Origin of the sequence: Micromonospora sp. NPDC005172 (assembly GCF_040608555.1) — a bacterium.
Classification (GTDB): domain Bacteria; phylum Actinomycetota; class Actinomycetes; order Mycobacteriales; family Micromonosporaceae; genus Micromonospora.
Window position 1 is genome coordinate 13,270 of the sequence record NZ_JBEXIL010000010.1, and the last position, 23,758, is coordinate 37,027.

The 23,758-nt window shown below is 70.7% G+C and carries 20 protein-coding genes; 11 read left to right on the top strand and 9 right to left on the bottom strand.

Features of this window, described 5'->3' with window-relative positions:
* Positions 1-4 precede the first annotated feature (4 nt).
* From ABZV06_RS09175 to ABZV06_RS09205, 7 genes are read left to right on the top strand one after another with little or no spacing between them, the layout of a single operon-like run.
* Entirely contained in the window at positions 5-895 is an 891-nt protein-coding gene (locus ABZV06_RS09175) for an ABC transporter permease (RefSeq protein ID WP_355240752.1), read from the top strand.
* A complete protein-coding gene (locus ABZV06_RS09180; protein ID WP_355240755.1) occupies positions 895-2,538 on the top strand; it encodes an ABC transporter ATP-binding protein in 1,644 nt (547 codons plus the stop codon). The genes ABZV06_RS09175 and ABZV06_RS09180 overlap by 1 nt, the downstream gene beginning before the upstream one ends.
* A complete protein-coding gene (locus tag ABZV06_RS09185; protein ID WP_355619992.1) occupies positions 2,535-3,743 on the top strand; it encodes an LLM class flavin-dependent oxidoreductase in 1,209 nt (402 codons plus the stop codon). Before ABZV06_RS09180 ends, ABZV06_RS09185 begins: the two co-directional genes overlap by 4 nt.
* 15 nt (positions 3,744-3,758) lie before the next feature.
* Entirely contained in the window at positions 3,759-5,114 is a 1,356-nt protein-coding gene (locus ABZV06_RS09190; RefSeq protein WP_355619995.1) for an NtaA/DmoA family FMN-dependent monooxygenase, read from the top strand.
* Positions 5,111-5,593 carry a GNAT family N-acetyltransferase gene (locus ABZV06_RS09195; RefSeq protein ID WP_355619998.1) on the top strand — a complete coding sequence of 161 codons (483 nt, stop codon included), beginning with the start codon at positions 5,111-5,113 and terminating at the stop codon, positions 5,591-5,593. Before ABZV06_RS09190 ends, ABZV06_RS09195 begins: the two co-directional genes overlap by 4 nt.
* Before the next feature lie 28 nt (positions 5,594-5,621).
* Positions 5,622-6,689 (top strand): LLM class flavin-dependent oxidoreductase, encoded by a 1,068-nt coding sequence (locus tag ABZV06_RS09200; protein WP_355620001.1) that lies wholly within the window; start codon positions 5,622-5,624, stop codon positions 6,687-6,689.
* 19 nt (positions 6,690-6,708) lie between these two features.
* Positions 6,709-7,836: an LLM class flavin-dependent oxidoreductase gene (locus ABZV06_RS09205; protein WP_355620004.1), complete on the top strand. Its 1,128-nt coding sequence runs from the start codon at positions 6,709-6,711 to the stop codon at positions 7,834-7,836.
* Positions 7,837-7,865: 29 nt separating this feature from the next.
* Here the strand turns inward: ABZV06_RS09205 and ABZV06_RS09210 are convergent, their stop codons facing one another.
* The 6 genes from ABZV06_RS09210 to ABZV06_RS09235 form a co-directional block, all read right to left on the bottom strand.
* The gene (locus ABZV06_RS09210; RefSeq protein WP_355620007.1) at positions 7,866-8,723 is read right to left on the bottom strand and encodes a TauD/TfdA family dioxygenase; all 858 of its coding nucleotides are present in this window, start codon (positions 8,721-8,723) and stop codon (positions 7,866-7,868) included.
* The gene (locus tag ABZV06_RS09215) at positions 8,720-9,490 is read right to left on the bottom strand and encodes an ABC transporter ATP-binding protein (RefSeq protein WP_355240774.1); all 771 of its coding nucleotides are present in this window, start codon (positions 9,488-9,490) and stop codon (positions 8,720-8,722) included. The genes ABZV06_RS09210 and ABZV06_RS09215 overlap by 4 nt, the downstream gene beginning before the upstream one ends.
* On the bottom strand, positions 9,477-10,505 hold the full coding sequence (locus ABZV06_RS09220; protein WP_355620010.1) for an ABC transporter substrate-binding protein: 1,029 nt from the start codon (positions 10,503-10,505) through the stop codon (positions 9,477-9,479). The genes ABZV06_RS09215 and ABZV06_RS09220 overlap by 14 nt, the downstream gene beginning before the upstream one ends.
* A gap of 11 nt (positions 10,506-10,516) precedes the next feature.
* A complete protein-coding gene (locus ABZV06_RS09225) occupies positions 10,517-11,383 on the bottom strand; it encodes an ABC transporter permease (protein WP_355620013.1) in 867 nt (288 codons plus the stop codon).
* A gap of 145 nt (positions 11,384-11,528) precedes the next feature.
* Positions 11,529-13,973 carry a tetratricopeptide repeat protein gene (locus ABZV06_RS09230; protein ID WP_355240782.1) on the bottom strand — a complete coding sequence of 815 codons (2,445 nt, stop codon included), beginning with the start codon at positions 13,971-13,973 and terminating at the stop codon, positions 11,529-11,531.
* A 36-nt stretch (positions 13,974-14,009) separates the two neighbouring features.
* Positions 14,010-14,735 carry an alpha/beta fold hydrolase gene (locus ABZV06_RS09235; RefSeq protein WP_355240784.1) on the bottom strand — a complete coding sequence of 242 codons (726 nt, stop codon included), beginning with the start codon at positions 14,733-14,735 and terminating at the stop codon, positions 14,010-14,012.
* 142 nt (positions 14,736-14,877) lie between these two features.
* Between ABZV06_RS09235 and ABZV06_RS09240 the strand changes: the two genes are divergently transcribed.
* Genes ABZV06_RS09240 through ABZV06_RS09250 form a run of 3 tightly spaced genes read left to right on the top strand, consistent with a single transcriptional unit; the run spans position 14,878 to position 19,646 of the window.
* Complete coding sequence (locus ABZV06_RS09240; RefSeq protein WP_355240787.1) at positions 14,878-18,744, top strand: hypothetical protein; 3,867 nt, start codon at positions 14,878-14,880, stop codon at positions 18,742-18,744.
* Between the two features lie 18 nt (positions 18,745-18,762).
* A complete protein-coding gene (locus ABZV06_RS09245) occupies positions 18,763-19,194 on the top strand; it encodes a DUF2690 domain-containing protein (RefSeq protein ID WP_355240790.1) in 432 nt (143 codons plus the stop codon).
* A gap of 14 nt (positions 19,195-19,208) precedes the next feature.
* Entirely contained in the window at positions 19,209-19,646 is a 438-nt protein-coding gene (locus ABZV06_RS09250) for a DUF2690 domain-containing protein (protein WP_355240793.1), read from the top strand.
* 61 nt (positions 19,647-19,707) lie between these two features.
* Here ABZV06_RS09250 and ABZV06_RS09255 read toward each other — a convergent pair whose 3' ends face one another.
* On the bottom strand, positions 19,708-20,442 hold the full coding sequence (locus ABZV06_RS09255; protein WP_355240796.1) for a hypothetical protein: 735 nt from the start codon (positions 20,440-20,442) through the stop codon (positions 19,708-19,710).
* Between the two features lie 115 nt (positions 20,443-20,557).
* Positions 20,558-21,136 (bottom strand): SMI1/KNR4 family protein, encoded by a 579-nt coding sequence (locus ABZV06_RS09260; RefSeq protein ID WP_355240798.1) that lies wholly within the window; start codon positions 21,134-21,136, stop codon positions 20,558-20,560.
* Between the two features lie 958 nt (positions 21,137-22,094).
* Here ABZV06_RS09260 and ABZV06_RS09265 point away from each other — a divergent pair.
* Positions 22,095-23,015, top strand: coding sequence for a hypothetical protein (locus ABZV06_RS09265; RefSeq protein ID WP_355620016.1), 921 nt, complete (start codon positions 22,095-22,097; stop codon positions 23,013-23,015).
* Between the two features lie 137 nt (positions 23,016-23,152).
* On the opposite strand, the gene ABZV06_RS09270 is transcribed toward ABZV06_RS09265, so the two are convergent.
* Positions 23,153-23,638 carry a GNAT family N-acetyltransferase gene (locus ABZV06_RS09270; protein WP_355620019.1) on the bottom strand — a complete coding sequence of 162 codons (486 nt, stop codon included), beginning with the start codon at positions 23,636-23,638 and terminating at the stop codon, positions 23,153-23,155.
* Positions 23,639-23,758: the final 120 nt, after the last annotated feature.

The window sequence follows — 23,758 nt, forward strand, 5'->3', positions numbered from 1 at the left end:
CCCGATGACCGTCACCCTGGGCACCCCACTCACCGACGCGCCCGCCGGGATCCTCGTCGACCCGACCGAACCGGCCGTACGTCGACGCGCACGGCCGGGACCCGGTCTGCTCGCCGCCGGGGCGTACCTCGTCCTGCTGGTCGTCGCCATGGCCTGGCCGGCGGCGCTGGCCCCCGGCGACCCGCTCGCGGCCGATCCGCTCGCCGTGCTGCGTCCGCCCGGTGCCGGGCACTGGTTCGGGACCGACCACCTCGGCCGCGACGTCCTGACCCGGGTGGTGCACGGCGCCGGCCACTCACTCACCATCGGTGTGGCCGCGACCGCGATCGCGGTGACCGGTGGAGTGCTCCTCGGCCTGCTCGCCGGGCTCACGCACCGGGTCGCCGACGAGGCGCTCAGCCGCACGTTCGACGCGCTGTCGGCGTTCCCCATGCTCCTGCTGGCGCTGCTGTTCATCGCCATCGCCGGCCCCGGAACCGCCAGCCTGATCGTCGCCATCGGCATCGCCACCCTCCCACACCACGCCCGTGTGGTCCGTGGTCAGACGCTCGTCGTGCGCCGCTCCGGCTTCGTCGAACAGGCCGTCACCTTCGGGCAGTCCCGGCCTCGGCTGGTGCTGCGGCACGTGCTGCCCAATGTGGTCGGCCCGGTGCCGGTGCTCGCCGTGATCGGGCTCGGTGAGGCGATCCTGGCCGCCGCCGGGCTCAGCTTCCTCGGCATGGGCCCCCAGCCGCCGTCGCCGGAGTGGGGCGCGATGCTCTCCGAGGGACGCAACTACCTCCAGGTGGCCTGGTGGATCAGCATCGTCCCCGGCCTGGCCGTCACCGCCACGGTGGTCTCGCTGACCGTCGTCGGCCGGCACTGGCAGGCCCGCTTCGACGGGCGGCGACGCTGATGGGCCCGCTGGTCACGGTCGAGGACCTGCACGTCGACTTCGACACCCCGACCGGCCAGGTGGCCGCGGTGCGTGGGATCAGCTTCACCGTCGAGCGTGGCGAGTGCGTGGCCGTCGTCGGGGAGTCCGGCTCCGGCAAGAGCGTCACCGCCCGTACCCTCGTCGGTCTTGCCGGCCCGGGCGCGCGGGTCCGCGCGGCCCGGCTCGAGCTGGCCGGCGAGGACGTGCGGACGCACCGCCCCCGGGACTGGCGGCGGGTCCGGGGCCGCCTCGCCGGGCTGGTCCTGCAGGACGCGCTGGTCTCCCTCGACCCGCTTCGCACGGTGGGCGCCGAGGTCGGCGAGGTGCTCGCCACCCACGGCATCGTCGGCCGACGGGAACGGGCCGGACGCGTCGCCCACCTGCTCGACCTGGTCCACCTGCCGGAGCCGCAGCGTCGGGCCCGACAGTATCCCCACCAGCTCTCCGGCGGGCTGCGACAGCGAGCGCTGATCGCCTCGGCGATCGCCGGAGAACCGGCGCTGCTCATCGCCGACGAGCCGACCACCGCGCTGGACGTCACCGTGCAGGCCCAGATCCTGCGGCTGCTCGCCGAACGGCGGGCCGCCGGCGTGAGCCTGCTGCTGATCAGCCATGACCTGGCGGTGGTCGCCCAGGTCGCCGACCGGGTCCTGGTCATGCGCGACGGTCGCATCGTCGAGGACGGACCCACCGGCCGGCTGCTGCGGGCACCGGAACACCCGTACACCCGGCAGTTGCTGGCCGCGGTGCCGTCGGCGTCGTCGCGGGGTCGCCGCCTCGCCGCGACGGCCACGGTCGTGGGTGCCCGGGCGACCCTGCCCGCCCGCGGCGAGGTCCGCCCCGACGACCTGGTACTCGATGCACGCGGGCTGACCAGGAGGTACGGCGAGCACACAGTCGTCCGCGACGTCTCCTTCTCCGTCGCCCGTGGCGAGACGCTCGGGCTGGTGGGGGAGTCGGGGTCTGGCAAGAGCACGGTGGCGCGGATCGTCGCCGGTCTGCTCGACCCCGACGCCGGCACCGTCACCTTCGAGGCAATGCCGTGGTCCGCCGCCCGCGAACGGACCCGCCGCCCGATGCGCCGCCGGCTGCAACTGATCTCGCAGGACCCGCTCAGCTCCTTCGACCCCCGCTACACGGTTGGCCAGGTCATCGGGGAGAACCTCGACCCCGACGTCGACCGGCGGGACCGGCGCGACCACGTCGTCGACCTGCTGCGTCGCGTCGGTCTCGGGCCGGACCTGCTGGACCGGCACCCCCGACGGCTCTCCGGCGGGCAGCGGCAGCGGGTGGCCATCGCCCGCGCCATCGCCCCCCGACCGAGTCTGATCATCTGCGACGAGCCGGTCTCGGCGCTCGACGTCTCCGTCCAGGCGCAGGTCCTCGACCTGCTGGCCGAGCTACGCGCCGCCGACGGCACCGCGCTGCTGTTCATCTCCCACGACCTGGGCGTCGTGCACCACCTGAGCGACCGCGTGCTGGTGATGCACGACGGCACGGTGGTCGAACAGGGTCCGGTCGGCGACGTCTTCACCTACCCCCGGCACGACTACACCCGATCCCTGCTCGACGCGCTGCCCACGCTCGTCGCCGCCGGCCGACCGCAGGAGGAACGCCCATGACCGGAAAGACCCTGCACCTGGCAGTCGCCCTCGACGGCCTCGGCTGGCATCCCGCCGCCTGGCGTCTGTCCCGCGCCGACGCGTCGGCACCGCTCACCGCACGCTACTGGGCGGCCCTCGCCGGGGAGGCCGAACGCGCCACCCTGGACCTGCTCACCGTCGAGGACAGCCTCGACCTCCAGTCGACGCGACCGGACGGCCCCGACGGCCGGGTCGACCAGCTCCGCGGCCGTCTCGACGCGGTGCAGATCGCGGCGCGGTTGGCCCCGCTGACCCGGCACATCGGGCTGGTGCCGACCACCAGCACCACCCACACCGAGCCGTTCCACCTCGCGACCGGCGTGGCCACCCTCGACCACCTCAGCGGCGGCCGGGCCGGCTGGCGACCCCGGGTCTCCGCCCGGCGCGCCGAGGCCGGTCACTTCGGTCGCCGGGAGATCCCCGCCCTGGATCCGACCCGGCTCGACGACCCGGAGGTCGTCCGACTCGTCGGTGACCTCTTCGCCGAGGCCGGCGACGCGGTGGAGGTGGTCCGCCGCCTGTGGGACAGCTGGCAGGACGACGCCGAGATCCGGGACGTCGCGAGTGGACGCTTCGTCGATCGGGAGCGGCTGCACTACATCGACTTCGTGGGTCGGTGGTTCTCCGTCAAGGGCCCCTCCATCGTGCCCCGCTCGCCGCAGGGCCAGCCGGTCGTGGCCGCGCTGGCCCACTCGTCGGTGGCGTACGCCTTCGCCGCCCGGCACGCCGACGTCGTCTTCGTCACCCCGACCGACGCCGCGCACGCCGCCGCGATCGTCGCCGAGGTCCGGGCGGCCGAGGCGGCCGTCGGCCGGACCGAACCGTCGCTGCGCGTGTTCGCCGACCTGGGTGTCCTGCTCGACGAATCGCCGACCCTCGCCCGTCGGCGCGGCGCCCGTCTCGACGAGCTGCACGGCCAGGAGTACCGGTCGGACGCGGCCACCTTCACCGGCACGGCGGCCGACCTGGCGGACCTGATCGCCAGCTGGCAGCACTCCGGTGTGGACGGTTTCCGGCTGCGACCCGCCGTGCTTCCCCACGACCTGACCCTGATCACCCGTGCGCTGGTGCCCGCGCTGCGGGGCCGTGGTCTGTTCCGCGTCGGATATCCCGGCGGGACGCTGCGTGACCTGCTCGGCCTGCCCCGACCGGCCAGCCGGTACGCCGTCGCGGCAACCGCCTGATCTCTGGAGACCGTCATGCCGAAGCAGATCATCCTGGCCGCGCACTTTCCCGGCGTGAACAACACGACGGTGTGGAGCGACCCCGACTCCGGTAGTCAGATCGACTTCTCGTCGTTCGTCCACCTGGCCCGTACCGCGGAGCGTGGCACGTTCGACTTCCTCTTCCTCGCCGAGGGGCTGCGCCTGCGCGAGCAGCGTGGCCGTATCCACGACCTGGACGTGGTGGGCCGCCCGGACACGATGACCCTGCTGGCCGCCCTCGCGAGCGTCACCAGTCACCTCGGGCTGGCCGGCACCCTGAACACCACCTTCCGCGAGCCGTACGAGCTGGCCCGCCAGTTGGCCAGCCTCGACCACCTCTCCGGCGGGCGCGCCGCCTGGAACGTCGTGACCACGTCCGACGCGTTCACCGGGGAGAACTTCCGCCGGGGCGGTTACCTCGACCGCTCCCTGCGCTACGAGCGGGCCGCCGAGTTCGTCCGGACGGCCCGCGAGTTGTGGGAGTCCTGGCCGGCCGAGGCGATCGTGGGAGACCGCGACGGCGGACGGTACGTGACGGAGGCGGACCCCGGCGCGTTCGCCCACCACGGCGACCAGTTCGACATCGCCGGGCACTTCACCGTGCCGCGCAGCCCGCAGGTGCACCCGGTGATCCTCCAGGCCGGTGACTCGCCTGACGGACGGGAGTTCGCGGCGTCCAGCGCCGACGCGATCTTCTCCCGGCACGGCACGCTGGAGGACGGCCAGAAGTTCTACCGGGACGTCAAGTCCCGGCTCGCCCGGCACGGCCGCCACCCCGACGACCTGAAGATCATCCCCGGGGTCACCTTCGTGCTCGGCGACACCGACGCCGAGGCGCAGGAACGCGCCCACCACATCCGCCGCCAGCAGGTCAGCCCACAGACCGCGATCCTGCTGCTCGAACAGCTGTGGAACCGGGACCTGTCCGCGTACGACCCGGACGGCCCGCTGCCCGCCGAGGACCCGGACGTGAGCGCCGACGCGATCAGCCGAGGCCGGGCCGGCATGTACCCGGACCCGCTCGACACCGCCCGTCGGTGGCGTGCCCTGGCCGAGGAGAAGAGCCTGGGAATCCGCGATCTGATCATCGAGGTGACCGGCCGGCAGTCGTTCGTCGGCACCCCCCGGCAGGTCGCCGACCGGATGAACCACTTCGTCCAGTCCGACGCCGCCGACGGGTTCATCCTGGTGCCACACCTGACCCCGCGCGGTCTCGACCAGTTCGTCGACCAGGTCGTCCCACTGTTGCGGGAACGCGGCGTCTTCCGCACCGAGTACACCGGCACCACCCTGCGCGACCACCTCGGTCTCGGCCCCGCCCGCCCGTCCGGCCGCGTCGGTGCGGCGTGACCACGCCCGTCACGGTCTGCCGCCGGCGGTGGGACGACCCGGACGCCACAGCCCTGCGGTCGGGAATGACCGCCGAACTGCGCCACCGGTACGCCGACCGTCCCGCCGACCCCATCCACCTGCCCACGGCCCAGGTGCTCACCCCGACCTCGGTGGCGTGGACAGGCGTGGCGTACACGGCCGACGCCACGCCGGTCGGGCACGCCGCCATGCGGTGGCACGGCGCCGACCTGGAACTCAAGCGGATGTACGTCCCGCCCGCCCACCGGGGGCGCGGCATCGCCGAGAGTCTGCTCGACGCGGCCCGGGAGGCCGCCGGTCAGCTCGGCGCGGTACGGATCGTGCTACAGACCGGTGACCGCCAGCCCGACGCGATCCGCCGGTACGAGCAGGCGGGCTACCGGCCCATCCCGGTCTTCGCCCCGTACGACACCCTGCCCTACTCGCGCTGCTTCGCCCTGGCGGTGCGCCGCCCATGATCTCAGTGCCGGAAGCGACGGTCCCCGCATGAAGTTCCTGCTGATCACCCTGATCACCCACCTGCCCGACCCGGTCACCGGTCGACGCCCCAGCACCAGCGAACGGTTCCGGGAGGTGGTCGACACGGCTGTCCTCGCCGAGGAACTCGGCTTCGACGGGTACGGCGTCGGCGAACGGCACGAACGGCCCTTCATCTCCTCCTCGCCACCGGTGGTGCTGAGCCACATCGCGGCCCGTACCTCCACCATCCGCCTCTTCACCGCCGTCACCACGCTCAGCCTGCTCGACCCGGTCCGCGCGTACGAGGACTACGCGACCCTCGACCACCTCTCCGGCGGCCGACTCGAACTGATCATCGGCAAGGGCAACGGCGCCGCGCAGGCCCAACTGTTCCACGTCACGGCCGAGGATCAGTGGGACCGGAACCGGGAGGGCTACGAGCTGTTCCGTCGGCTCTGGCGGGAGGACACGGTCACCTGGTCGGGAACGTACCGGCCGTCGCTGACCGAGGCCGAGACCTGGCCGCGCCCGCTGCAACAGCCCATCCGTGTCTGGCACGGCAGCGCCACCAGCCGGGAGTCGGTCGACCTGGCCGCCCGGTACGGCGACCCGATCTTCTCCGCGAACGTCACCAACACCATCGAGCCGTACGCCGAACTGATCCGCCACTACCGGGACCGCTGGGTGCACTACGGCCACGACCCGGCCGACGCCCTGGTCGGCGCCGGTTCGGCCGGCTTCTACGTGACGCGCACCTCGCAGGAGGCGATCGAGCGGTACCGGCCGATCTTCGACGCCCGGGTCGCCGCATTCCGGCGGTTCGGCCTGCCGACGGTCTTTCCCAGCATCGAGGACGCCATCGAACGCAGCTCGATCCTGGTCGGCAGCCCGCAGCAGATCGTCGACAAGGTGCTGCGCTACCACGAGGAGTTCGGCCACGAGGTCATGCACCTCCAGGCCGATCACGACGGGCTGACCGACAAGCAGCACCGGGAGAGCCTGGAGCTGTTCCAGGCCGAGGTGGCGCCGGTGCTGCGACGAGAGATCCCCAGCCGCCCCTTCGCGCCGGCGGTCACCGCCACGCCGGCGGTCTGACAAGGAACGGGAGACCACCATGCCATCGACGCCACTGTCCGTCCTCGACCTGGCGCCGGTGCCCGCCGGGGGCACCGTCGCCGACGCCCTGCGCAACACCGTCGACCTGGCCCGCCGGGTCGAGCAGTCCGGCTACCACCGCTACTGGCTCGCCGAGCACCACCTCGCCACGGGCGTCGCCAGCTCGGCGCCCGCAGTCCTCATCGGGCAGGTTGCCGCAGCCACCAGCGTGCTCCGCGTCGGCTCCGGCGCCGTCCAGCTCGGTCACCGCACGGCCCTGTCGGTCGTCGAGGAGTTCGGCACCCTCGCCGCGCTGTACCCCAGGCGGATCGACCTCGGACTCGGTCGTTCCGGGCAGCGGCGCGTCGAGGCGGCCCGGGCACCCACCGCGCCTCCGAACGTGCCGCCCGTCGAGGCCCGGGTCGTCGACGGTCTGCTGATCCCGCCGCCGTTCTCCTACGCCAGCGTGCTCGCCTCACCGCGCTTCGCGCTGGCCAGCGCACTGCTGCACCAACCGGGCGCGCAGCCGCCGGCCTTCGCCGACCAGGTGGCCGACGTCCTGGCCCTGCTGCGCGGCGACTGGACCGACGAGAACGGTCTGGACGCGCACGCCGTACCGGGGGAGGGCACCGACCTCTCGGTGTGGCTGCTGGGCAGCAGCGGTGGCGAGAGCGCCCAACTCGCCGGCGCGCTCGGCCTGCCGTTCGCCGCGAACTACCACGTGAGCCCCTCCTCGGTGCTCGACGCGGTGACCGCCTACCGGGCCGCGTTCCGACCCTCGGCGGTGCTGGCCCAGCCGTACGTGGTGGTCTCCGCCGACGTGGTCGTCGCCGACACCGACGAGGCGGCACGTCGCCTCGCCGCGCCGTACGGGCCCTGGGTACGCAGCATCCGCAGCGGTGACGGCGCGATCCCGTTCCCACGCCCGGAGCAGGCCGCCGCGCTGCCGTGGACCGACGAGGACCGCGAATTCGTCGCCGACCGGGTGGACACCCAGTTCGTCGGGTCGCCCGGGACGGTCGTCGAACGGCTGCGCGTCCTGCGTGACGTCACCGCCGCCGACGAACTGCTGATCACCACGATCACCCACGCGCACGGCGACCGGGTCGGCTCGTACGAGCTGCTCGCCAAGGAGTGGCGGGACTGACGACGTCCGCGCCGGTGCGGGATCGTCGACTATCGAAGGTCCTGCGGTCCGCGCGGGACGTCCCCGCGCAGGGTGATGCGATGCATGACCCGCCGTTCGGACCCGTAGTCGCGGTTGGCGTAGTGGGCCGTGCTGCGGTTGTCCCAGAGTGCCACGTCGCCGGGGCGCCAGCGGTGCCGCACGATGTGCTCCGGCTTGGTGAGGTGGGCGTAGAGCAGGTCCAGGATGGCCCGACTCTCGACGTCGGAGACCCCGACGATGTGCGAGGTGAAGCCGGGGTTCACGAAGATTCCCTTTCGGCCGGTCTCGGGATGTACCCGGACCACCGGGTGCTCGACCGGGTCGAGCCGGGACACCGGCTGGCCCTCCCACACGTTGCCCCCGCGTTGGGCCAGGTAGTAGCCGAACTCGCGGGTGCCGTCGTGGACGGCGGTGAGGCGGTCGACAAGTCGTCGTACGGGCGCACTGAGCGAGTCGTACGCCAGCTGCGCATCGGCCCAGTTGGTGTCGCCGCCGGTCGGTGGGAGGGTGACCGCCCGCAGGATCGAGCCGAGTGGCGGCCGCTTCATGAAGGTGACGTCGGTGTGCCACACGTCGGCGAAGCCATTGTCGGTGCTGTCCAGGGCGTACACCTCCGGGTGGGCTGCGTCGACGCCACCGACGACCGGATGCGAGGCGGTCAGTTCGCCGATCCGGCGTCCCAGGCGTACCTGAGCGTCGTCGTCGAGGCGCTGGTCGCGGAGGAAGAGCACCTTGCGGTCGACCAGGGCGGCGCGGAGAGCGACGATCTCCTCGTCGCTGGCGGTGGCCAGGTCCAACCCGTGCACGAGGGCGCCGAAGTGTGGCCCCAGCGGTTCGAGGTCGAGCTGCACGAGCACGGTGGTCATGTGGATGCTCCTTCGCTTCGGACGGCGTGCCCGATCTCGGCTCGCAGTGCGGCGTACTCGGGCAGGCCCCGCAGGTCGTCCGGTGTGACGCCGGTGCGCGGCAGGTCGATGGGCAGGTCCAGGACGATCCGGCCGGGGCGCGGGCTGAGTACCACGACCCGGCTGCCCAGGAAGACGGCCTCGTCCACACTGTGGGTGACGAACACCGAGGTCCGACCGGTTACGGTGCTGACCGCGCGCAGGTCCTCCTGGAGGCGCTCCCGGGTCAGCGCGTCGAGCGCGGCGAACGGTTCGTCGAGCAGCAGCAGCGGACGGTCCGCGGCGAGAGCGCGGGCGATCGCGACTCGCTGCTGCTGACCGCCGGAGATCTGCCAGGTACGGCGCCTGGCCACATCGGGTAGGCCGACCCGGGCGAGGAGCCGACCGACACCGTCGGTGGGCTGTCCGGCGTAGCGCAGGGCCGACTCGATGTTGCCGCCGACGGTCATCCACGGGAACAGGCGGGGCTGCTGGAAGACCAGGCCGGCCCCGCGCCCCGGAACCGGCGGCAGCCCCGCGGTCAGGACCGTCCCGGTGGTGGGCCGCTCGAAGCCGGCGATCAGCCGCAGCAGGGTGCTCTTGCCGCAGCCGGAGGCGCCGACCAGGACGAGGAACTCACCCGTCGGTACGGTCAGGTCGAGCGGACCAAGGGCGATGACGTCGCCGTACGCGTGCTCGACGTCGTTGACGGCGATCGCGGCCGTCCCGCCAGGGTCAGCCGAGGACATCCGGAAGCCCTTCGGCGTAGATGGCGGCCTGGACGGTCGCCAGGTCCGGCACGGCGTCGATCTTCTGCTGGGTCTTGAGGAACTGTGCCGCGCTGACGAGGTTGTCGGCGAGTTGGCCCTTGGCTGCCGAGGTGCCGAGCCATGCGGGGCTGGCCAGGTCCGCGGGCTTGAGGAAGACACCCTGCGAGAGTTGCCGCTGTGCTTCCTCCGGGCTGAGGTTGAGCTCGACGCCCACCGATTTCGCGGCTGCGGCGGGGTCGTTGTGGATCAGGTTGAGGGCCTGGGACTGCGCTTTACGCCAGGCGTCCACGGCGGCGGGGTGTGCCGTGACGAAGTCGGTGGCGACGACACCGAGGTCCAGGGTGGGCTTGCCGGCGGTGGCCAACTCGCGACTGGTGACCAGCACGGTGCCGGTCTTCCTGAGTTCGTCGAGCGACGGCAGCCAGGAGTAGGCGGCGTCCAGGTCTCCGCGGGTCCAGGCGGCCTGGATGTCCTGCGGTTCCAGGTCGACGATGGTGACGTCGGATTCCTTGACGCCGGCGCGGTCCAACGCGGCCAGCAGGCTGTAGTGGGCGGTGGAGGCGAACGGGGTCGCCACCTTCTTGCCGCGCAGGCCGCTCACGTCGGTGACGCCGGAGCCCTTGCGGGCGACAAGTGCCTCGTTGTCGCCGGCGACGTCGAGCACGAAGGCGACCTGGTACGGGATGTTCAACGGTGCGGAGAGCCCGCGGGCGACCGGACTCGATCCGATCGCCGCGATGTCGACGCTGCCGGCGACGAACGCGGTGTTGATGCTGGCGCCGGAGTCGAACTTGGTCCAGGTGATCTGGTAGTCGGGTAGGGCCTTCTCCAGCAGACCCTGGTTTTTGACGATGAGGTCACCGCTCGGGAACGCCTGGTAGGCGATCCGGATGCTCTTGCGGTCCGGGTCGCCGCCGCCGCTGGCGGCACCGTCCCCGCAGGCGGTGGGCAGCAGCAGGGTGGCGGCGGCCATGAGGCTGAGAATCTTGCGCATCCGTTGTTCTCCTATAGCTGGCCGCGCCACGGGATCAGCCGGCTCTCGGCGGTCCGCAGCAGGGCATCGATGAGCAGGCCCGACAGGCCGATGGCGAAGAGACCGAGGACGACCACGTCGGTCTGTGAGTAGCGTTGGGCGTCGCGGATCATGCCGCCGATGCCGGGAACGCCGTTGATCGTCTCCGCGGCGACCACCGAGGAGTACGCCACTCCGACGGCGATCCGGATCCCGGTGAAGATTTCCGGTAGCGCGTTGGGCAGCACCACGTCGCGGATCACCCGTGCGCGGCTGGCGCCCAGTGCCTGCGCGGCCTCCACCAGACCGGTCGGCGCGGAGTGGACGGCTGCCGCGGTGGCGACCGCGACCGGGGGCAGCGCGGCGATGGAGAGCAGCCAGAGTTTGGGCGTCTCGTCGATGCCGAACCAGATGATGAAGAGGCTGAAGTAGGCCAGGGGTGGGAGCGCCCGGATGAAGGTGACGACCGGTTCGACGACCACCCGGATCCAGCTGACCGTGCCCATGACGACGCCGAGGAGCACTCCGCCGGCGACACCGATGACGGAGCCGATCAGGATGCGGCGCAGGCTCACCCCGAGGTGCTCGACGAGCAGGTGTCCGCTGTAACCACGGATGCCATCGTGGGTGGTCGAGGTCTGGATGAGTTGGTGCCACACCGCACCGGGCGAGGGGATGAAGGTGGGGTTTCTGGTGGCGCGGGCGGCGATCTCCCACAGCGCGTAGAGCACGACGAGGGCGAGGAGCCGGAGCAGGACCCGGCGGCGGCGTCCGCCGTGCGGTGCCAGGGCGGCAGGGGTCGCCGCTGGCGCGCCGATCGAGGTTTCCGCGGCAGGTGGCGCGGGGACCGTGGTAGTCACCTACTTTTCCTATCGCGTAGATAGGAAATGAGCAAGGGGGAGATCGAGGGGTGGGAGAGCGGTGGGTCCGCCCAGCGGGGTCGTCCGCCGTCACCGGGGGCCGAGCGGCTGCGCCGGAGTCACTGCGGCGTGACCCGTCGTCGGGTTAGGGCGGGTCGGCGGCCGCCGTCGCCTGCCGCAGGGCAGCGTACGTCTTGAGGGTGTCGGGGTGATCGGGTCCCAACAGCCAGCGCTGCGCAGCGAAGGCCTGCGTCAGCAGGGCGACGGCATCTGTTGAACGACCAACGGTGAGATACGCACCGGCCAGCTTGAACCGCGAGTGCGACGTGTCGGGATGGTCCGGGCCGAGCAGCGCCAGCCGGCTCGCGAGGGTCGCCTCGTAGAGCTCGATCGCCTCGGCCGGTCGATCGGCATGCTCGTACCCGCCGGCCAGGTTGTGCTGCGACTGCAGGGTGTCGGGGTGGTCCGGGCCGAGCACCCTCACTCGGGCCTCGAGATTGCGTTCGTAGAGGTCGATCGCCTCGGACAAGCGGCCGACCGCGCGATAGCAGCCGGCGAGGTTGTTCCGCGAGCGCAGGGTTTCGGGGTGTTCGACACCGAGGATCTGTTCGCGGTGTGTCAGAGTCTGCTCAGCCATGGCGATCGCCTCGTCGTGGTGTCCGAGTTCTCGCAGACCGACCGCGATGTTGCTCGCGACATCGAGAGTTTCCGGGTGGCTGGGGCCGAGGCGCTGCTCGCGGGCCTGCAGAACGGCGCGGGCGGTGGCGATCGCCTCCACGAAACGGCCGGTGGACCAACACCCGCCGGCGACACCGTAGAGCGACGTGATGGTGTCGGGGTGGTCCAGGCCGAGGGTGCTCTCACGTAGCTGCAACGAGTGACGGTACAGCGCCAGGGACGCCTCGTATCGGCCCTGCCCGCGGTGATACGAGGCGCCGCGCATGAGCACCTCGGCGGTGCGGTCGGCTGTCTCGGCGCTCAGCGTCTCTGCGTGCTCGCCTCGCAGGCGCGCCGCCAGGGCGTCGATGTGCGGGGCCAGCTGCGCCCACCGAGGCCACTGGGCGACGGTGGTCTCCGGGTCGCCGACGGGCTGGGCCACCTGCAGCAGCGCGACGGCGTCCGCCAGCGACCGCTCGCCGGGCTGGCTGAGGCGGATCACCGTCTGCACCAGCCGATGCATACCGATGGCCGGGCCCGACCGGCTGATCAGGCTGTAGGACGCCGCGGTGGTCAGGGCCTCCTCGACCGACAGCGCGTCGGCCAGCGGATTGAACAGATCTACCGGGATGTGATCGGCACCGAGATAGGCCGCGACGCCGAGCAGGCGGGCGGCGAGCGGATCGTCGGCGGTCACCGCGTCGAGAGACACCTGCCAGGTGCGGGCCACGAGATCGTCGCTCGGGTAAGCCATCGCTGGCGCGCCCAGGATGCGGCTCGGCTGTTCGGCGAGCCAACGGCGGTATTGCGCGATGCTCACGTGCGGCCGCTCGACGAGGTACGCGGCGGCGTGGGCCAAGGCGAGCGGCAGGCCGCCCAGCTCGTCGACGAGCAGTTCGGCCTCGGTCCGCTCAGCTTGCCGGCCGGTGCGGCGCAGCAGCAGATCGAGGCCGATGCCGGCGGTCAACACCGGGAGCGCCAGCGGCGCGAGGCTCAACGTGCTCCAGTCCAGGTAGCGGCGGCTCGTGACGATGACCCGTCCGTTGGACCCGGTCGCCAGGACCGGTTCGATCGCGGCGAGATCGACCACGTTGTCGAGGACCAGCAACCAGCCGTCGTGCGTGGCGAGCCACCGACGTGCCCAGGCAGCCGTGTCGTCGACGCTCGTCGCCGCAGACCACTGCGGGGCGAGGGTACGGGTCAGCGCGGCCAGCCCGGTGGCGATGTTCTCCGCCGAGTCGGCGCTGATCCACCACACCGGGTTGTATCGCTGCCGGTGTACGTCGGTGAACTGCAGCGCCAGCTCTGTCTTGCCCACCCCGCCGAGACCGTGCACGGCCGGGCCGATCACCAGTCCCCGGTCGGCACCGCCGAGAATCTCATCCAGATGCCCCAGCGCGTCGTCGCGGCCCAGGAACAGGCCGGCGGGGCGGCGGGGCAGGTTCGACACATCGGCCGGAGCGGGCCCTGCGCTGGCGGCGATTGGCGGGCGAGCGCCGTGCAGGCTGTCCTGCTCCCGGTGCTCCTGCAACGCTTCCCAGGCGAGGAGGAAGTCGTTCGGGTCCTGGCCGCAGTACGAGACGTAGGCGATCACGGTGTCCCATGTCGGCAGCACGTCGCCACCAGCCGCCTCGGACAGAGCCGTCCGGGAGCGGCCGGTGTGCCGGGCCATCGCCTGGTAGGTCGGATTTCCTGCCCGCCCGCGCAGCGCGCGTAGGGCGGCGGCGAAGGCGTGCAGAGGACTGAGCTCCGGAAACAGGGCGCGCTCGGGGCGGGGCATGCAGCGCTCCAAGTACTCGACCGGTCGATTGCCGTGACGAGATGGTAACGGTTGGTAAGACCGCCGCCACCCTGGAAGGATCGACGAACGCGGAACGGTCTGGCGTCCGTACGCCCGACATGCCACGGTGTGCGCCGGTGACGGGACCAGCATCCGCCCGTGACCCCCATATCCGCCGGTGCCGGCGGTTTACTCGTCCAACACGGCGTCGGCGAACCTGGTCACTGACGTCAGCCAGAGGTCGGGGCAGGCCCGGTGGGCGCAGTGCCCGCCGTCAATCTCGACGAACCGATCCGCTCCGACCAGCCGCCGGAGTCGGGTCCGCGACGCCGACAGCGCGCCACCGGTGCCGGCGGGTGGGGTGAGCACTGCGATTGGCGCAGCGGCGTCCGTGACCAGCTGGCCAAGGTTCCAGCGCGGCCGGCTGGCGACTGCGGCCCTGATGCCGGCCAGGTCGGCCGCGCTGGCCCCGTCCACGGCACTGGCGACGTCCTCGTCGGCCCACCGCGGATGCAGCCGTCGGACCCGCCGCAGCGCCGCATCCCGGTCTGCGGGCGGTACCTCCCAGGCGTCGGGCATCCGGTCCGGCGGGTCCTCGAGTACCAGGGCCCGGACCCTCCGCAGCCGTCCCGCCGCGAGCAGAAGTGCCACGACCGCACCCAGGCTGTGCCCGGCGAGCAGGTCGATTCGCTCCGGTAACCGCTCGGCGGTCAGCGTCGCGAACCGCCGCAGGCTGAACGGACCGTCCAACCGGGGCGCGTCGCCGTGGCCGGGCAGGTCGATCGCGTACACCCGCCAGCCCTGACCGGCCAGCGCCGGCCCGATCCGCCACCAGGTCGCCGCGGTAGCCATCGCCCCGTGCAGCAACACGACCGTGCCCCGTCCGGTCCCGTCCGGTTCCCACAACACGTGCACACGACCTCCGTCGTCGGGCCGTTCTGGTCCATCGGCGGTCACCACGCTGCCATCCGCGGCCGGTTGTCCGCCGCGATACCCGGACAACGACGGCCGTCCGTAGAACTGGACGCACTGGCAGATCCACCTCGGAGGAAGCCTCATGCGAACCGCACCACGAACCGGACCGGCGATCGGACGACGTGTCGCCATCGCGGCGACCGCACTGTTCACCCTGTTGCTCGTCCCGACGCTGGCGACCGCCGCGCCGCCCTCCATTCAGGCCCCGCGGCCACCCAGCGGTACCACTGATGAGCCCTCGGCCGCGGTGCCCGACCGGGAGCGCGACAAGGTGCTGCCCCGCGGCTGGCGCTCATCCGACGACCGCATCATGATCACCAGCGGCGACGCCGCCGGCCTGCACGTGCTCGTCGCCGACCAGAGCGCCGGCTATGCCTGGCGTACCGTCGCCACGCTGGCCGAGCCGGGCTTCGACGCCGATCAATGGATTGGCAACGCGTGCGTCACTGGCTCCGGTCGGCGGGCCTTCGTCGTCTACGCGCCGCGAACCTTCGCCAACGACACCAGTCTGTTCGACCGCGGCGCGTTCACCGCCGTCGTCGATCTGCAGACGGGTGCGGTGACGAAGCTGCCCAGCCTGTCCACGCTTGCGTACTTCAGCCCCGGTTGCGGTGCCGGCGAGACGGGAGTGCTCACCCGGTTCCGCGACGACGAGGTGCAGGGCGCGGCCCAGACCCGGCTCAGTGTCGTCAGTGCGACGGGTCAGGAGGCGATCCGCGAAATCTCGCTCGACGGAACGATCACGTCGGCCGTGCCGGTCAAGGCCGGTCTGGTGGCGGCCAACGGCGCGCGGCTGGTCCGCATCCCGGACAAGGGCGCCCCGATCGGCCTCGTCCGGACCACAAATGTGCCGTTCGACCTGAGGGCCGACGGTTCGGGTGCGGTCGTCTACACGGAGCGGTCAGGGGACCGGGTCCGGATCAACCGAACCTCGGCCCGGCCTGGCGCGGCGGCTTCGCTGCTGGCCACCGGCGTCGCCGGCAGCGTCGGCCCGCTCTCGCCGGTCGGCGGCCGCGTGTTCCTCGCCGGTACTCCCGACACGGTCGGCAGGCTGCCGACCAGCGTGCTCCGCACGAAGGCTGGCCGCTTCGCGCCACTGTCCAGCCGAGGCCACTTGACGGTCACGAAGCTGAAGCAGCAGCGACCGGGCAGCGCCGGCGCCGATCCGGGCGGGTCTCGTTCGCTGCGCATCGACGCCGAGGTCGTGGCCAGCGGCCAGCGGGTCAGCTTTGCGGTGGCGCCCACCAAGGCGGCGGGGCGGTCCGCCGAACACCCGATCATGGCCGGGAGCGGTGCTCGGGGTCTCGTCGCGGGCTCGCCGACCGACCCGGTCGACGCCGACCGGACCTGCTCGGTGCCGCGCAACGATCCGCGCACCCAGGTATACCAGCCGACGCCCCGGCAGGTCGAGTGGGCGGCCGATCAGGCGGTCACCGGGCACCTGACGATGACCCGACCGGCCAACTGGCGGCAGTCGGGCCTGCCAGCGTGGAGCCCACAGGGGATGTTCCCGCGGCCGGCCCTCGCTGGCGGGGGACGCGTCCCGGTCCAGGTGCTGCTCGGCATCCTGACCCAGGAGTCGAACCTGTGGCAGGCGTCGAGTGTCGCCCTGCCTGGCGCGACCGCCAATCCGCTCATCGGCAACTTCTACGGTCGCGAGCTGTACAACCAGAACACCGGCGATGACTGGATCATCGATTGGAGCAGCGCGGACTGTGGCTACGGGGTCGCCCAGGTCACGGACGGCATGCGTCTGGGTGATCCGGCCCGCACGGCGAACCAGCAACGGGCAATCGCCCTGGACTATGCCACCAACATCGCGGCTGGGCTGCGGATCCTGGTGGCGAAATGGAACGAGACGCGCGCGGCTGGGCTGATCGTCAACGACGGCGATCCGGCAAACATTGAGAACTGGTTCTTCGCCGTGTGGGCGTACAACTCGGGCTTCCATCCCGAGGCCGACGCCGGCCAACCCTGGGGGGTGGGCTGGGCGAACAATCCGGCGAACCCGCGCTATCCGGCCGACCGGCTGCCGTTCCTCGAGTACGCGTACGCGGACGCCGCCCACCCGCAGTACTGGCCGTACGAGGAGAAGGTCCTCGGCTGGGCGGGCCACCCCATCGACTCGGTGGTCGCGCCGGACACGATGATCGCCGGCTACCGGGCCGCATGGTGGACGACGGAGGCGAACCGGGAGACGGCGAAGCCGCCCGTCGACCAGTTCTGCGACAGCTCCAACGACTGCCACCCCGGAATGGTCTTCGTCCCGAACGATCCATCGGTGGCCGGCGAGCCGGCCGGTCCGTGCGGACACCGCAACGCGTCCGGGAAGTACGACCTGCAGTGCTGGTACCACCAGTCCACCGCCTGGAAGGACTGCAACACCGATTGCGGGTACGAGCTCCTGCGGTTCGATGAGACGTACCCTGAGCAGCCGGATGGCGTGAGCTATCCGCCCAACTGCGCGCTGGCGGGCCTGCCAGCCGGCGCCCTGGTCATCGACGACGTCGCCGACTCGGTGCCCTCGGTGCGCACCTCGTGTGGCCACCCCTGGATCAACCAGGGCACCTTCGGCCTCACGTTCGCCGCCGACGGCTCGGGCACGTACCCGTCGAAGGTGGACTTCCACCAGATCGGTGGCGGCTTCGGCGGCCACTTCTGGTTCGCACGCACGCGCCAGAGCGGCGAGGCGCAGATGAAGGTCACCGGCACCTGGACCCTGAACCGGTCGTTGTCGGGCTGGGCGCGGGTGATGGTCCACATGCCGGACCATGGGGCCCACACGCAGCAGGCGAGGTACGAGATCGACCTCGGCAACGGCACCAAGACCCGAGTCGTGCTGCAGCGGACCCTGCAGAACCGTTGGGTGTCGCTCGGGGCGTTCCCCTTCGCGGGGGTGCCACGGGTCCGGCTCAGCTCGCAGACTCTGGACGGCACCGGCAATGACGACATCGCCTTCGATGCCGTCGCGTTCCAGCCGCTGCCCGGCAAGCCGCACGATCAGGTCGTCGCACTCGGAGACTCGTACTCGTCCGGAGAGGGCGCTTCGGTCACCGGCGGTGGTGACTACTACCGCGAGACTGACAACAACGGCGGCGACGAGGCCACCCGCAACGCCTGCCATCGCTCGCGCAACGCCTGGAGCCGCAAGGCGGTACTCCCGTCGTCGTCGCTGCCGATCGGCATCCGGGCCGACGCCTGGGACACCTCGATGGACTACCACCTGCTGGCCTGTTCGGGTGCCTGGACCAACGGCGTCATGCCGCTGCTGCCCTACCGCCCCGGGCCGGATGACAAGCACGTGGAGCAGTACGGCGAGCTCAACCAGCTCGACCGTGGATTCGTCGACGAGAACACCACGCTCGTCACGCTCTCGGTCGGCGGCAACGACGCCCTGTTCAGCGACATCATCAAGAAGTGCATCGCGGACCTCTTCCATGACTGCCAGGACGAGACGCTCGACGGCGAGACCCAGCCGCTGAGGGTCACCGAGCCGCAGCTGCTGAATGCCGTCGAGCCCAAGGTGGCCGAGGTTCTACGCCAGATCCACGTCAAGGCGCCGAACGCCAAGGTCCTGCTCATGGGATATCCCAGGCTGATCGACAACGACGGCGTCTGCCTCGCCGGCGTTGCGGGCATCGGCATCAGCCCGGCCGAGACGCAGTGGCTGGCCCAGATGGGTCAGCTGCTGGATCAGCATCTGGCTGCTGCTGTTGCCACGGCGAACGGCCAGGGCACGCGATGGGCCTGGTACTCCGACCCCAACGACGAGTTCGCCGGCAAGGGTGCCTGCGGCTCACCCGAGTCGATCCACGGCGTGGTGATGGCCAAGACGCCCGGTGACAGCCCTGGGATGAGCGCGTCGCAGCAGTCGTTCCACCCGAAGAACGAGGGCACGACCCTCTACGCCCAGGCCATGAACCAGACCGTGCCCGCCATGGGCATGTAACGGAAGCGAGGAAATGCCATGAACCACTCTCGATTCATCAGTCTGCTGGGCGCCGTCGCCCTCGGCCTGTCTGGCACCATCGCGGTCGGCTCACCGGCCCTTGCGGTGAGCTGCTACGGCGACTACTGCTCGGGCCAGGACCCGGAGGCCTCGGGCTGCAGCGCGGACGCCACGACCACGGCGTCGGCCCGGATCTGGGGCACCTACTCCTACATCGAGTTGCGCTGGTCGCCGACCTGCAAGACGAACTGGGCCCGCGTGCCCGCCTCGTGGGGAACCTCGTACCCGTCGCAGGTGCAGGCATTCCAGTGCGCCACCGGCTACAACCAGTCCGGTGTCTCAGCCTCGAACGCCTCCTACTCCTGGAGCCGGATGATCTATTCACCCAAGCTCGGTGTCAGCGCCCGGTGGACCGGCGCCCCGGGCTACACCAGCACCGCGTGCGCGTGAGAGGGACCGCCAGCATGCGCACACGTACTCGGACCATGGCGTTGTTCGGTGTGGCACTGGTCGCACTGTCCGGGGTCGTCGTCGCCCCCGCACCGGCCCGGGCGGTTGGCTGCTGGGGCGACTACTGCTCGGGCCGCGACCCGGAGGAAACCGGCTGTGGCGCGGACGCGGTGACCGTGGCTTCCGGGCCGATGTGGGGTACCTCCGGCTCCTACGTGGAGTTGCGCTGGTCGCCGACGTGCAGGGCAAACTGGGCGCGGCTTCCCGCTGTGTATGGCACGAATGAGCCGCAGGCCCTTGTGGCCTACCAGTGCCCGACCGGCTACCAGCAGGTTGGCGTCTCGGCCTCGAACTCGACGTGGTCGTGGAGTCGGATGATCTACTCACCGTACAAGTCGGTTCGGGCGCTCTGGAATGGCGGCCCGGGCAGAGGCGCTACGGCCTGCGTGTGATCGACAGCGCCCTCCGACGGCCCTGAGGGGTCGCCGGAGGGCGCTGCCCGGCTGGTGTCCGTCAGAGGTGGTGGAGACCCTCTGTCAACTGGTGGATGACGTGCCACGGTGCTTCGTCGGCGGTGGGTCGGGGAAAGCCGCCGTGCCGGAAGGTCCAGTTCAGGTAGCCCACCAGCGGCATGCGAGCCTCGCCCACGAAGTGCGCGTCGGCGGATGCGTCGGGAAGGATGATGCCGTACGGACCGCCGCCGCTGACGTTGTCCTTGTGGAAGTGATCGGGCGCGACGGGCAGGAGGAATGGTTCATCCGGGTCGTCCTGCCACGCCTCGATCTCCTCCGCGAAGTACTCGCGGATGTCGCTGTCCGGGTAGCGGGAACCCGCCAGCTCCAGCACGAGCGGGTCGGCCGCAGCCGAGTTGGGCCACTGGGGGTGCGTTCCCACCAACCACACGTCGCCCACGATGCGGATCCACGACGAGAGCGTCATCGGAAGTGCGCCCAGACGCTGTTCCAGCCAGTGAAGGAGCTCTTCCGCCTCCGCGCCGGGTGGCGTGTATGGCTCTGTCGGAGTCTGGTCGTCGTCGTTCTGGTGGAATCGGTAACCCTGCTCGCGTAGGCGCGCGACCAGGGTTTCGATGTTGCTCCGTGCCCGGCGAGCCATCTCGTCGCACACCGCCTGCGCCTCCGGGGCGAAGTCTGGCTCGCGGACGCGGTCACCAAGCTGCCGCATCTCATGCCATACATGATCTTCTTGCCCGGCGACGTAGCGGTTCAGCCAGTCCAGGTGCTGAGTCATCGTGATCATGGTGCCGCAGGTGATCTTTTCACGCAACGGTCCGTGCGGCAGGCGCGTCCAACCGACGGCCCCTTTGTCATACCTGGGTAACTGTGCCGAACTGCCGCGAGCGGAGCTACTCGCGATCGTGTAGCCAGTCCTGGTACCAGTCGGCAAAGTCGGCCTCGGAGCTGAGGCCACCGTCGGCGGCTCGGTCGTCGAACCAGACTTGGCCTCGGGCTGGTCCCGTGATGATCAGGCGGTGGAAGGCGCCGCAGCCGAATTCGGCGATTATCAGCGAGCCAGCGATTTCTCGTTCATCGAAGTATTCGTCCTCGGTCATCAGGTCGACTGGTCCGGGGACGCACGGGTCTGGCACGTGGTAAGCCGGGTTCCATGCCTGGGTGTGAGGGAAGGGGGTGGCAAGATAGCCAGGCCGGTGACGCGCTTCTCGCTCGTGGTCGCGCAGACCGTCGCCGTCGAGAGTGAATAGGCCGTAGTGTGGGCCCGCGCCGCCGTTTCCGACCTCCCGAAGGAAGCTGCGGTAGGCGTCCGGCAACGTGATGTGGTGGTGGCACTCGAACGCGGCCAGGTCGGCTTCGCTGAGAGTGGCCCCGAGCTGGTATCGATGGCGCCGCGCCCCGGAGCGTCGGAGTTCCGGGTCTTCAGCTCGCATAACTGCAAGGCGGGCTTGGATGTCCTCAACGTCCCACATGTTCCTCATCCTGGTGCGGTGCTGTCAGCCTACGGCTGCTTCTGCCGGTGGCGCGATGGCACCTTTGAACGTGGGCACTCCCTTCTGCTGGCCTTGGATCGAGCGACCGCTTGGTAGTCGTGTGAGGCACCTCGGCCAGAACCCGGTCACCGTCGAGTTTGAAGGGCGGTACCGGCGGCTTCGACCACCAGCACTCGTGAGCGTGCGCGCGAGTCGGGTCTGCCCGGCAGAACCGGACAGACCCCGAAGCTCCCGCGTCGAATCACGGAATCATGCGGCTCACATCAGCCCGTGCAGGGCGTCGTGATCGTCTCCTCGCCTGAGACATTCCCCCCGTAAATCCAGCCGTACGGCGCCGCTCCTCCGACACTGACGTAGTACCACCAGTTTCCCGAAGAGTTCTTGAACCTGCACCAGCCGCCGAGTCACCAAGCCTCGCCGCTGGTTTCCGACACCGACAAGGATCTGACCTGTGCGGAACGGTTCCGCACACGCCACCCTGACCACCGCCTGCGGCGTGTGCGCGAAGCTCGTGCCGGCGTCGCCGCACGGTCGACGCGGCGTAGGGGCTGTTGTGCGAGATGGACGGTGGGCGGTCATCGAGCCGCTGTCGCCGGTACGGGTTCCGGTGTGCTGGCACGACCACCTGGGACTGTGAGCCGATCATCGAGAAGCGGGAATCAGGGCTGCCGAAGTCGCGGAGCCGTGGAGTGTGGACCAGTCCCGACTACACCCGGCTTGGACAGGAATGCAGGGACACCCTCAACGCTTTCTGACAGGTTCCTGACACCCGGTCCGTAGGTTCTCGCGCATGACGACACCGGAACGCCGATGGTGGGGCGAGGGCAGACGCGCCTCGATCATGCTGACGTCGGCAATGCTTGTCCTCGGAACCGCCATCTCCCTACCGAGCGCGGCCGCCGCGGCTGCCTCGTCGACTGTCGGCAGGGCAGCGAACGTGGCAACGCATGCGCAGGCGGTCAACGCCGCCGAGCGGCAGGCGGTCCTCGACTACTGGACATCGGAGCGGCTCGCGGCGCTGAACGAGCCCCTCTCCGGCAACCCTGCGACGAGTGGACCCGACGGTGCTCCCTGGACCCGGTCCAACGCCGTGGCGTCGACGGTGGGCCGACTCTTCTTCACCAGCCAGGGCGAAGACTCCAGTTGCACGGCGACCGTTGTCGACAGCGCCAATCGAAGCACCGTGGTGACGGCCGGGCACTGCGTGCACAGCACCGATCTTCTCGGTGAGAACGGCGAGTGGGCGACGAATGTGATGTTCGTACCCGGCTATCGTGAGGGTCGGGCACCCTACGGCACGTTCGTCGGACGCATCGGAGTCGCCGATTCGACCTGGTTGCGGAACAACGGCCAGGACCCGAAGTTCGACTCGTACGACCAGGCCTTCGTGGTGCTCCACAAGAATGAGCGTGGCCAAAGGGTGCAGGATGCGGTCGGGGCGGCGCAGAGCGTCGGCTTCGACCTGCCCGGAGCGCAGCTCGTCTTCCAGTTCGGCTACCCTCGCGCCGCCTCGGACCCTGCCCGGGACGGTCTTCCGGAGTTCACGGGGCGGCGGCTCGCCTACTGCACGGGCCAGGCCAGCGAGGATCCCGGCAGCACCGACTGGCCCACTCCGAAGGGCCAGTGGGGCGCCGCCTGCGTGATGGGTGGTGGTTCCAGTGGCGGTCCGCGCATGGCCCGATTCGATGTCGTGTCCGGCCTGGGAACCGTGGTGGGCGTGAACACCTGGTCCGATTTCCTCGACAACACCGGCACGGTGTGTGAGCGCGGCGACGAGGCCTGCACCCGTCACCTCATCGGCCCCCAGTTCACCTCGGCGATCACCAGGCCGCTCTATGACCGCGCCCAGCGCGCCTAGGGTCTGCTTCGTCAGCAGCCGTGCTGGCTGACTCCGGGCAGGTCGACCGTCGAGGCGGATCGACCTGCCCGGCTGCGGTCCGGGATTGCAGAGCCGGTCGCCACGGATGGCGATCCGGAACGCCCACTGCCGTCCCCTCAGCCCACGTGATCGACGACTGCGCCGAAGTGCTGGGCCAGCCGGAGGGCGCGTACGTTCTGCGGCACGATGTATGCCTGCTGGACACGGTGCCCGTGCGCGGTGGCGAGTCCGACCAGCCACCCGGCGACCGCCCTACCCACGCCGATCCCCTGCCAGTCGTCGGCGACCAGTATCGCCACCTCGGGCGGCGCGGACTTCTGCCAGAAGAGGTGGGCGAGGCCCACCAGACGGTCCTGGCCCGATACCGAAACCAGAACGGTGTAGCCCTTGTCGGGATGGGTCAGGTTCCGCCACTCACTTGCCCGGATCCGGCTCCGCCCCGCGTGGTACCGCGCGGCCCGGCTCGCGGGGGAGCAGTCCTGCGCGTGGAACTGATTGACGAGGTGGAGATCGCCCGGTGTGGCGTGACGTATGTGCAGCCGGTGTCCTGCCGAGGTGGTCACCTCGGCCGCCTCCCGCGGCGCTTCAGAGCACTCGTTCATCACCTACCTGATGTTCGTGGCGGACGAGAAGTTCGGATCTGGCCGGGATGATGAGGATCACGCCCGGCGTCAGATCATGACGACGGGAGTGAGCGCCGGTGGCGTTCCGCGTTCGCAATC

Excerpts from the sequence above, each read along its gene's own strand:
- ABZV06_RS09245 (WP_355240790.1), top strand. The coding sequence starts at position 18,763 with ATGAACCACTCTCGATTCATCAGTCTGCTGGGCGCCGTCGCCCTCGGC.
- ABZV06_RS09240 (WP_355240787.1), top strand. The coding sequence starts at position 14,878 with ATGCGAACCGCACCACGAACCGGACCGGCGATCGGACGACGTGTCGCC.
- ABZV06_RS09210 (WP_355620007.1), bottom strand. The coding sequence starts at position 8,723 with ATGACCACCGTGCTCGTGCAGCTCGACCTCGAACCGCTGGGGCCACAC.
- ABZV06_RS09220 (WP_355620010.1), bottom strand. The coding sequence starts at position 10,505 with ATGCGCAAGATTCTCAGCCTCATGGCCGCCGCCACCCTGCTGCTGCCC.
- ABZV06_RS09250 (WP_355240793.1), top strand. The coding sequence starts at position 19,209 with ATGCGCACACGTACTCGGACCATGGCGTTGTTCGGTGTGGCACTGGTC.
- ABZV06_RS09215 (WP_355240774.1), bottom strand. The coding sequence starts at position 9,490 with ATGTCCTCGGCTGACCCTGGCGGGACGGCCGCGATCGCCGTCAACGAC.
- ABZV06_RS09255 (WP_355240796.1), bottom strand. The coding sequence starts at position 20,442 with ATGACTCAGCACCTGGACTGGCTGAACCGCTACGTCGCCGGGCAAGAA.
- ABZV06_RS09260 (WP_355240798.1), bottom strand. The coding sequence starts at position 21,136 with ATGTGGGACGTTGAGGACATCCAAGCCCGCCTTGCAGTTATGCGAGCT.
- ABZV06_RS09200 (WP_355620001.1), top strand. The coding sequence starts at position 5,622 with ATGAAGTTCCTGCTGATCACCCTGATCACCCACCTGCCCGACCCGGTC.
- ABZV06_RS09180 (WP_355240755.1), top strand. The coding sequence starts at position 895 with ATGGGCCCGCTGGTCACGGTCGAGGACCTGCACGTCGACTTCGACACC.
- ABZV06_RS09185 (WP_355619992.1), top strand. The coding sequence starts at position 2,535 with ATGACCGGAAAGACCCTGCACCTGGCAGTCGCCCTCGACGGCCTCGGC.
- ABZV06_RS09190 (WP_355619995.1), top strand. The coding sequence starts at position 3,759 with ATGCCGAAGCAGATCATCCTGGCCGCGCACTTTCCCGGCGTGAACAAC.
- ABZV06_RS09175 (WP_355240752.1), top strand. The coding sequence starts at position 5 with ATGACCGTCACCCTGGGCACCCCACTCACCGACGCGCCCGCCGGGATC.
- ABZV06_RS09270 (WP_355620019.1), bottom strand. The coding sequence starts at position 23,638 with ATGAACGAGTGCTCTGAAGCGCCGCGGGAGGCGGCCGAGGTGACCACC.
- ABZV06_RS09230 (WP_355240782.1), bottom strand. The coding sequence starts at position 13,973 with ATGCTGGTCCCGTCACCGGCGCACACCGTGGCATGTCGGGCGTACGGA.
- ABZV06_RS09205 (WP_355620004.1), top strand. The coding sequence starts at position 6,709 with ATGCCATCGACGCCACTGTCCGTCCTCGACCTGGCGCCGGTGCCCGCC.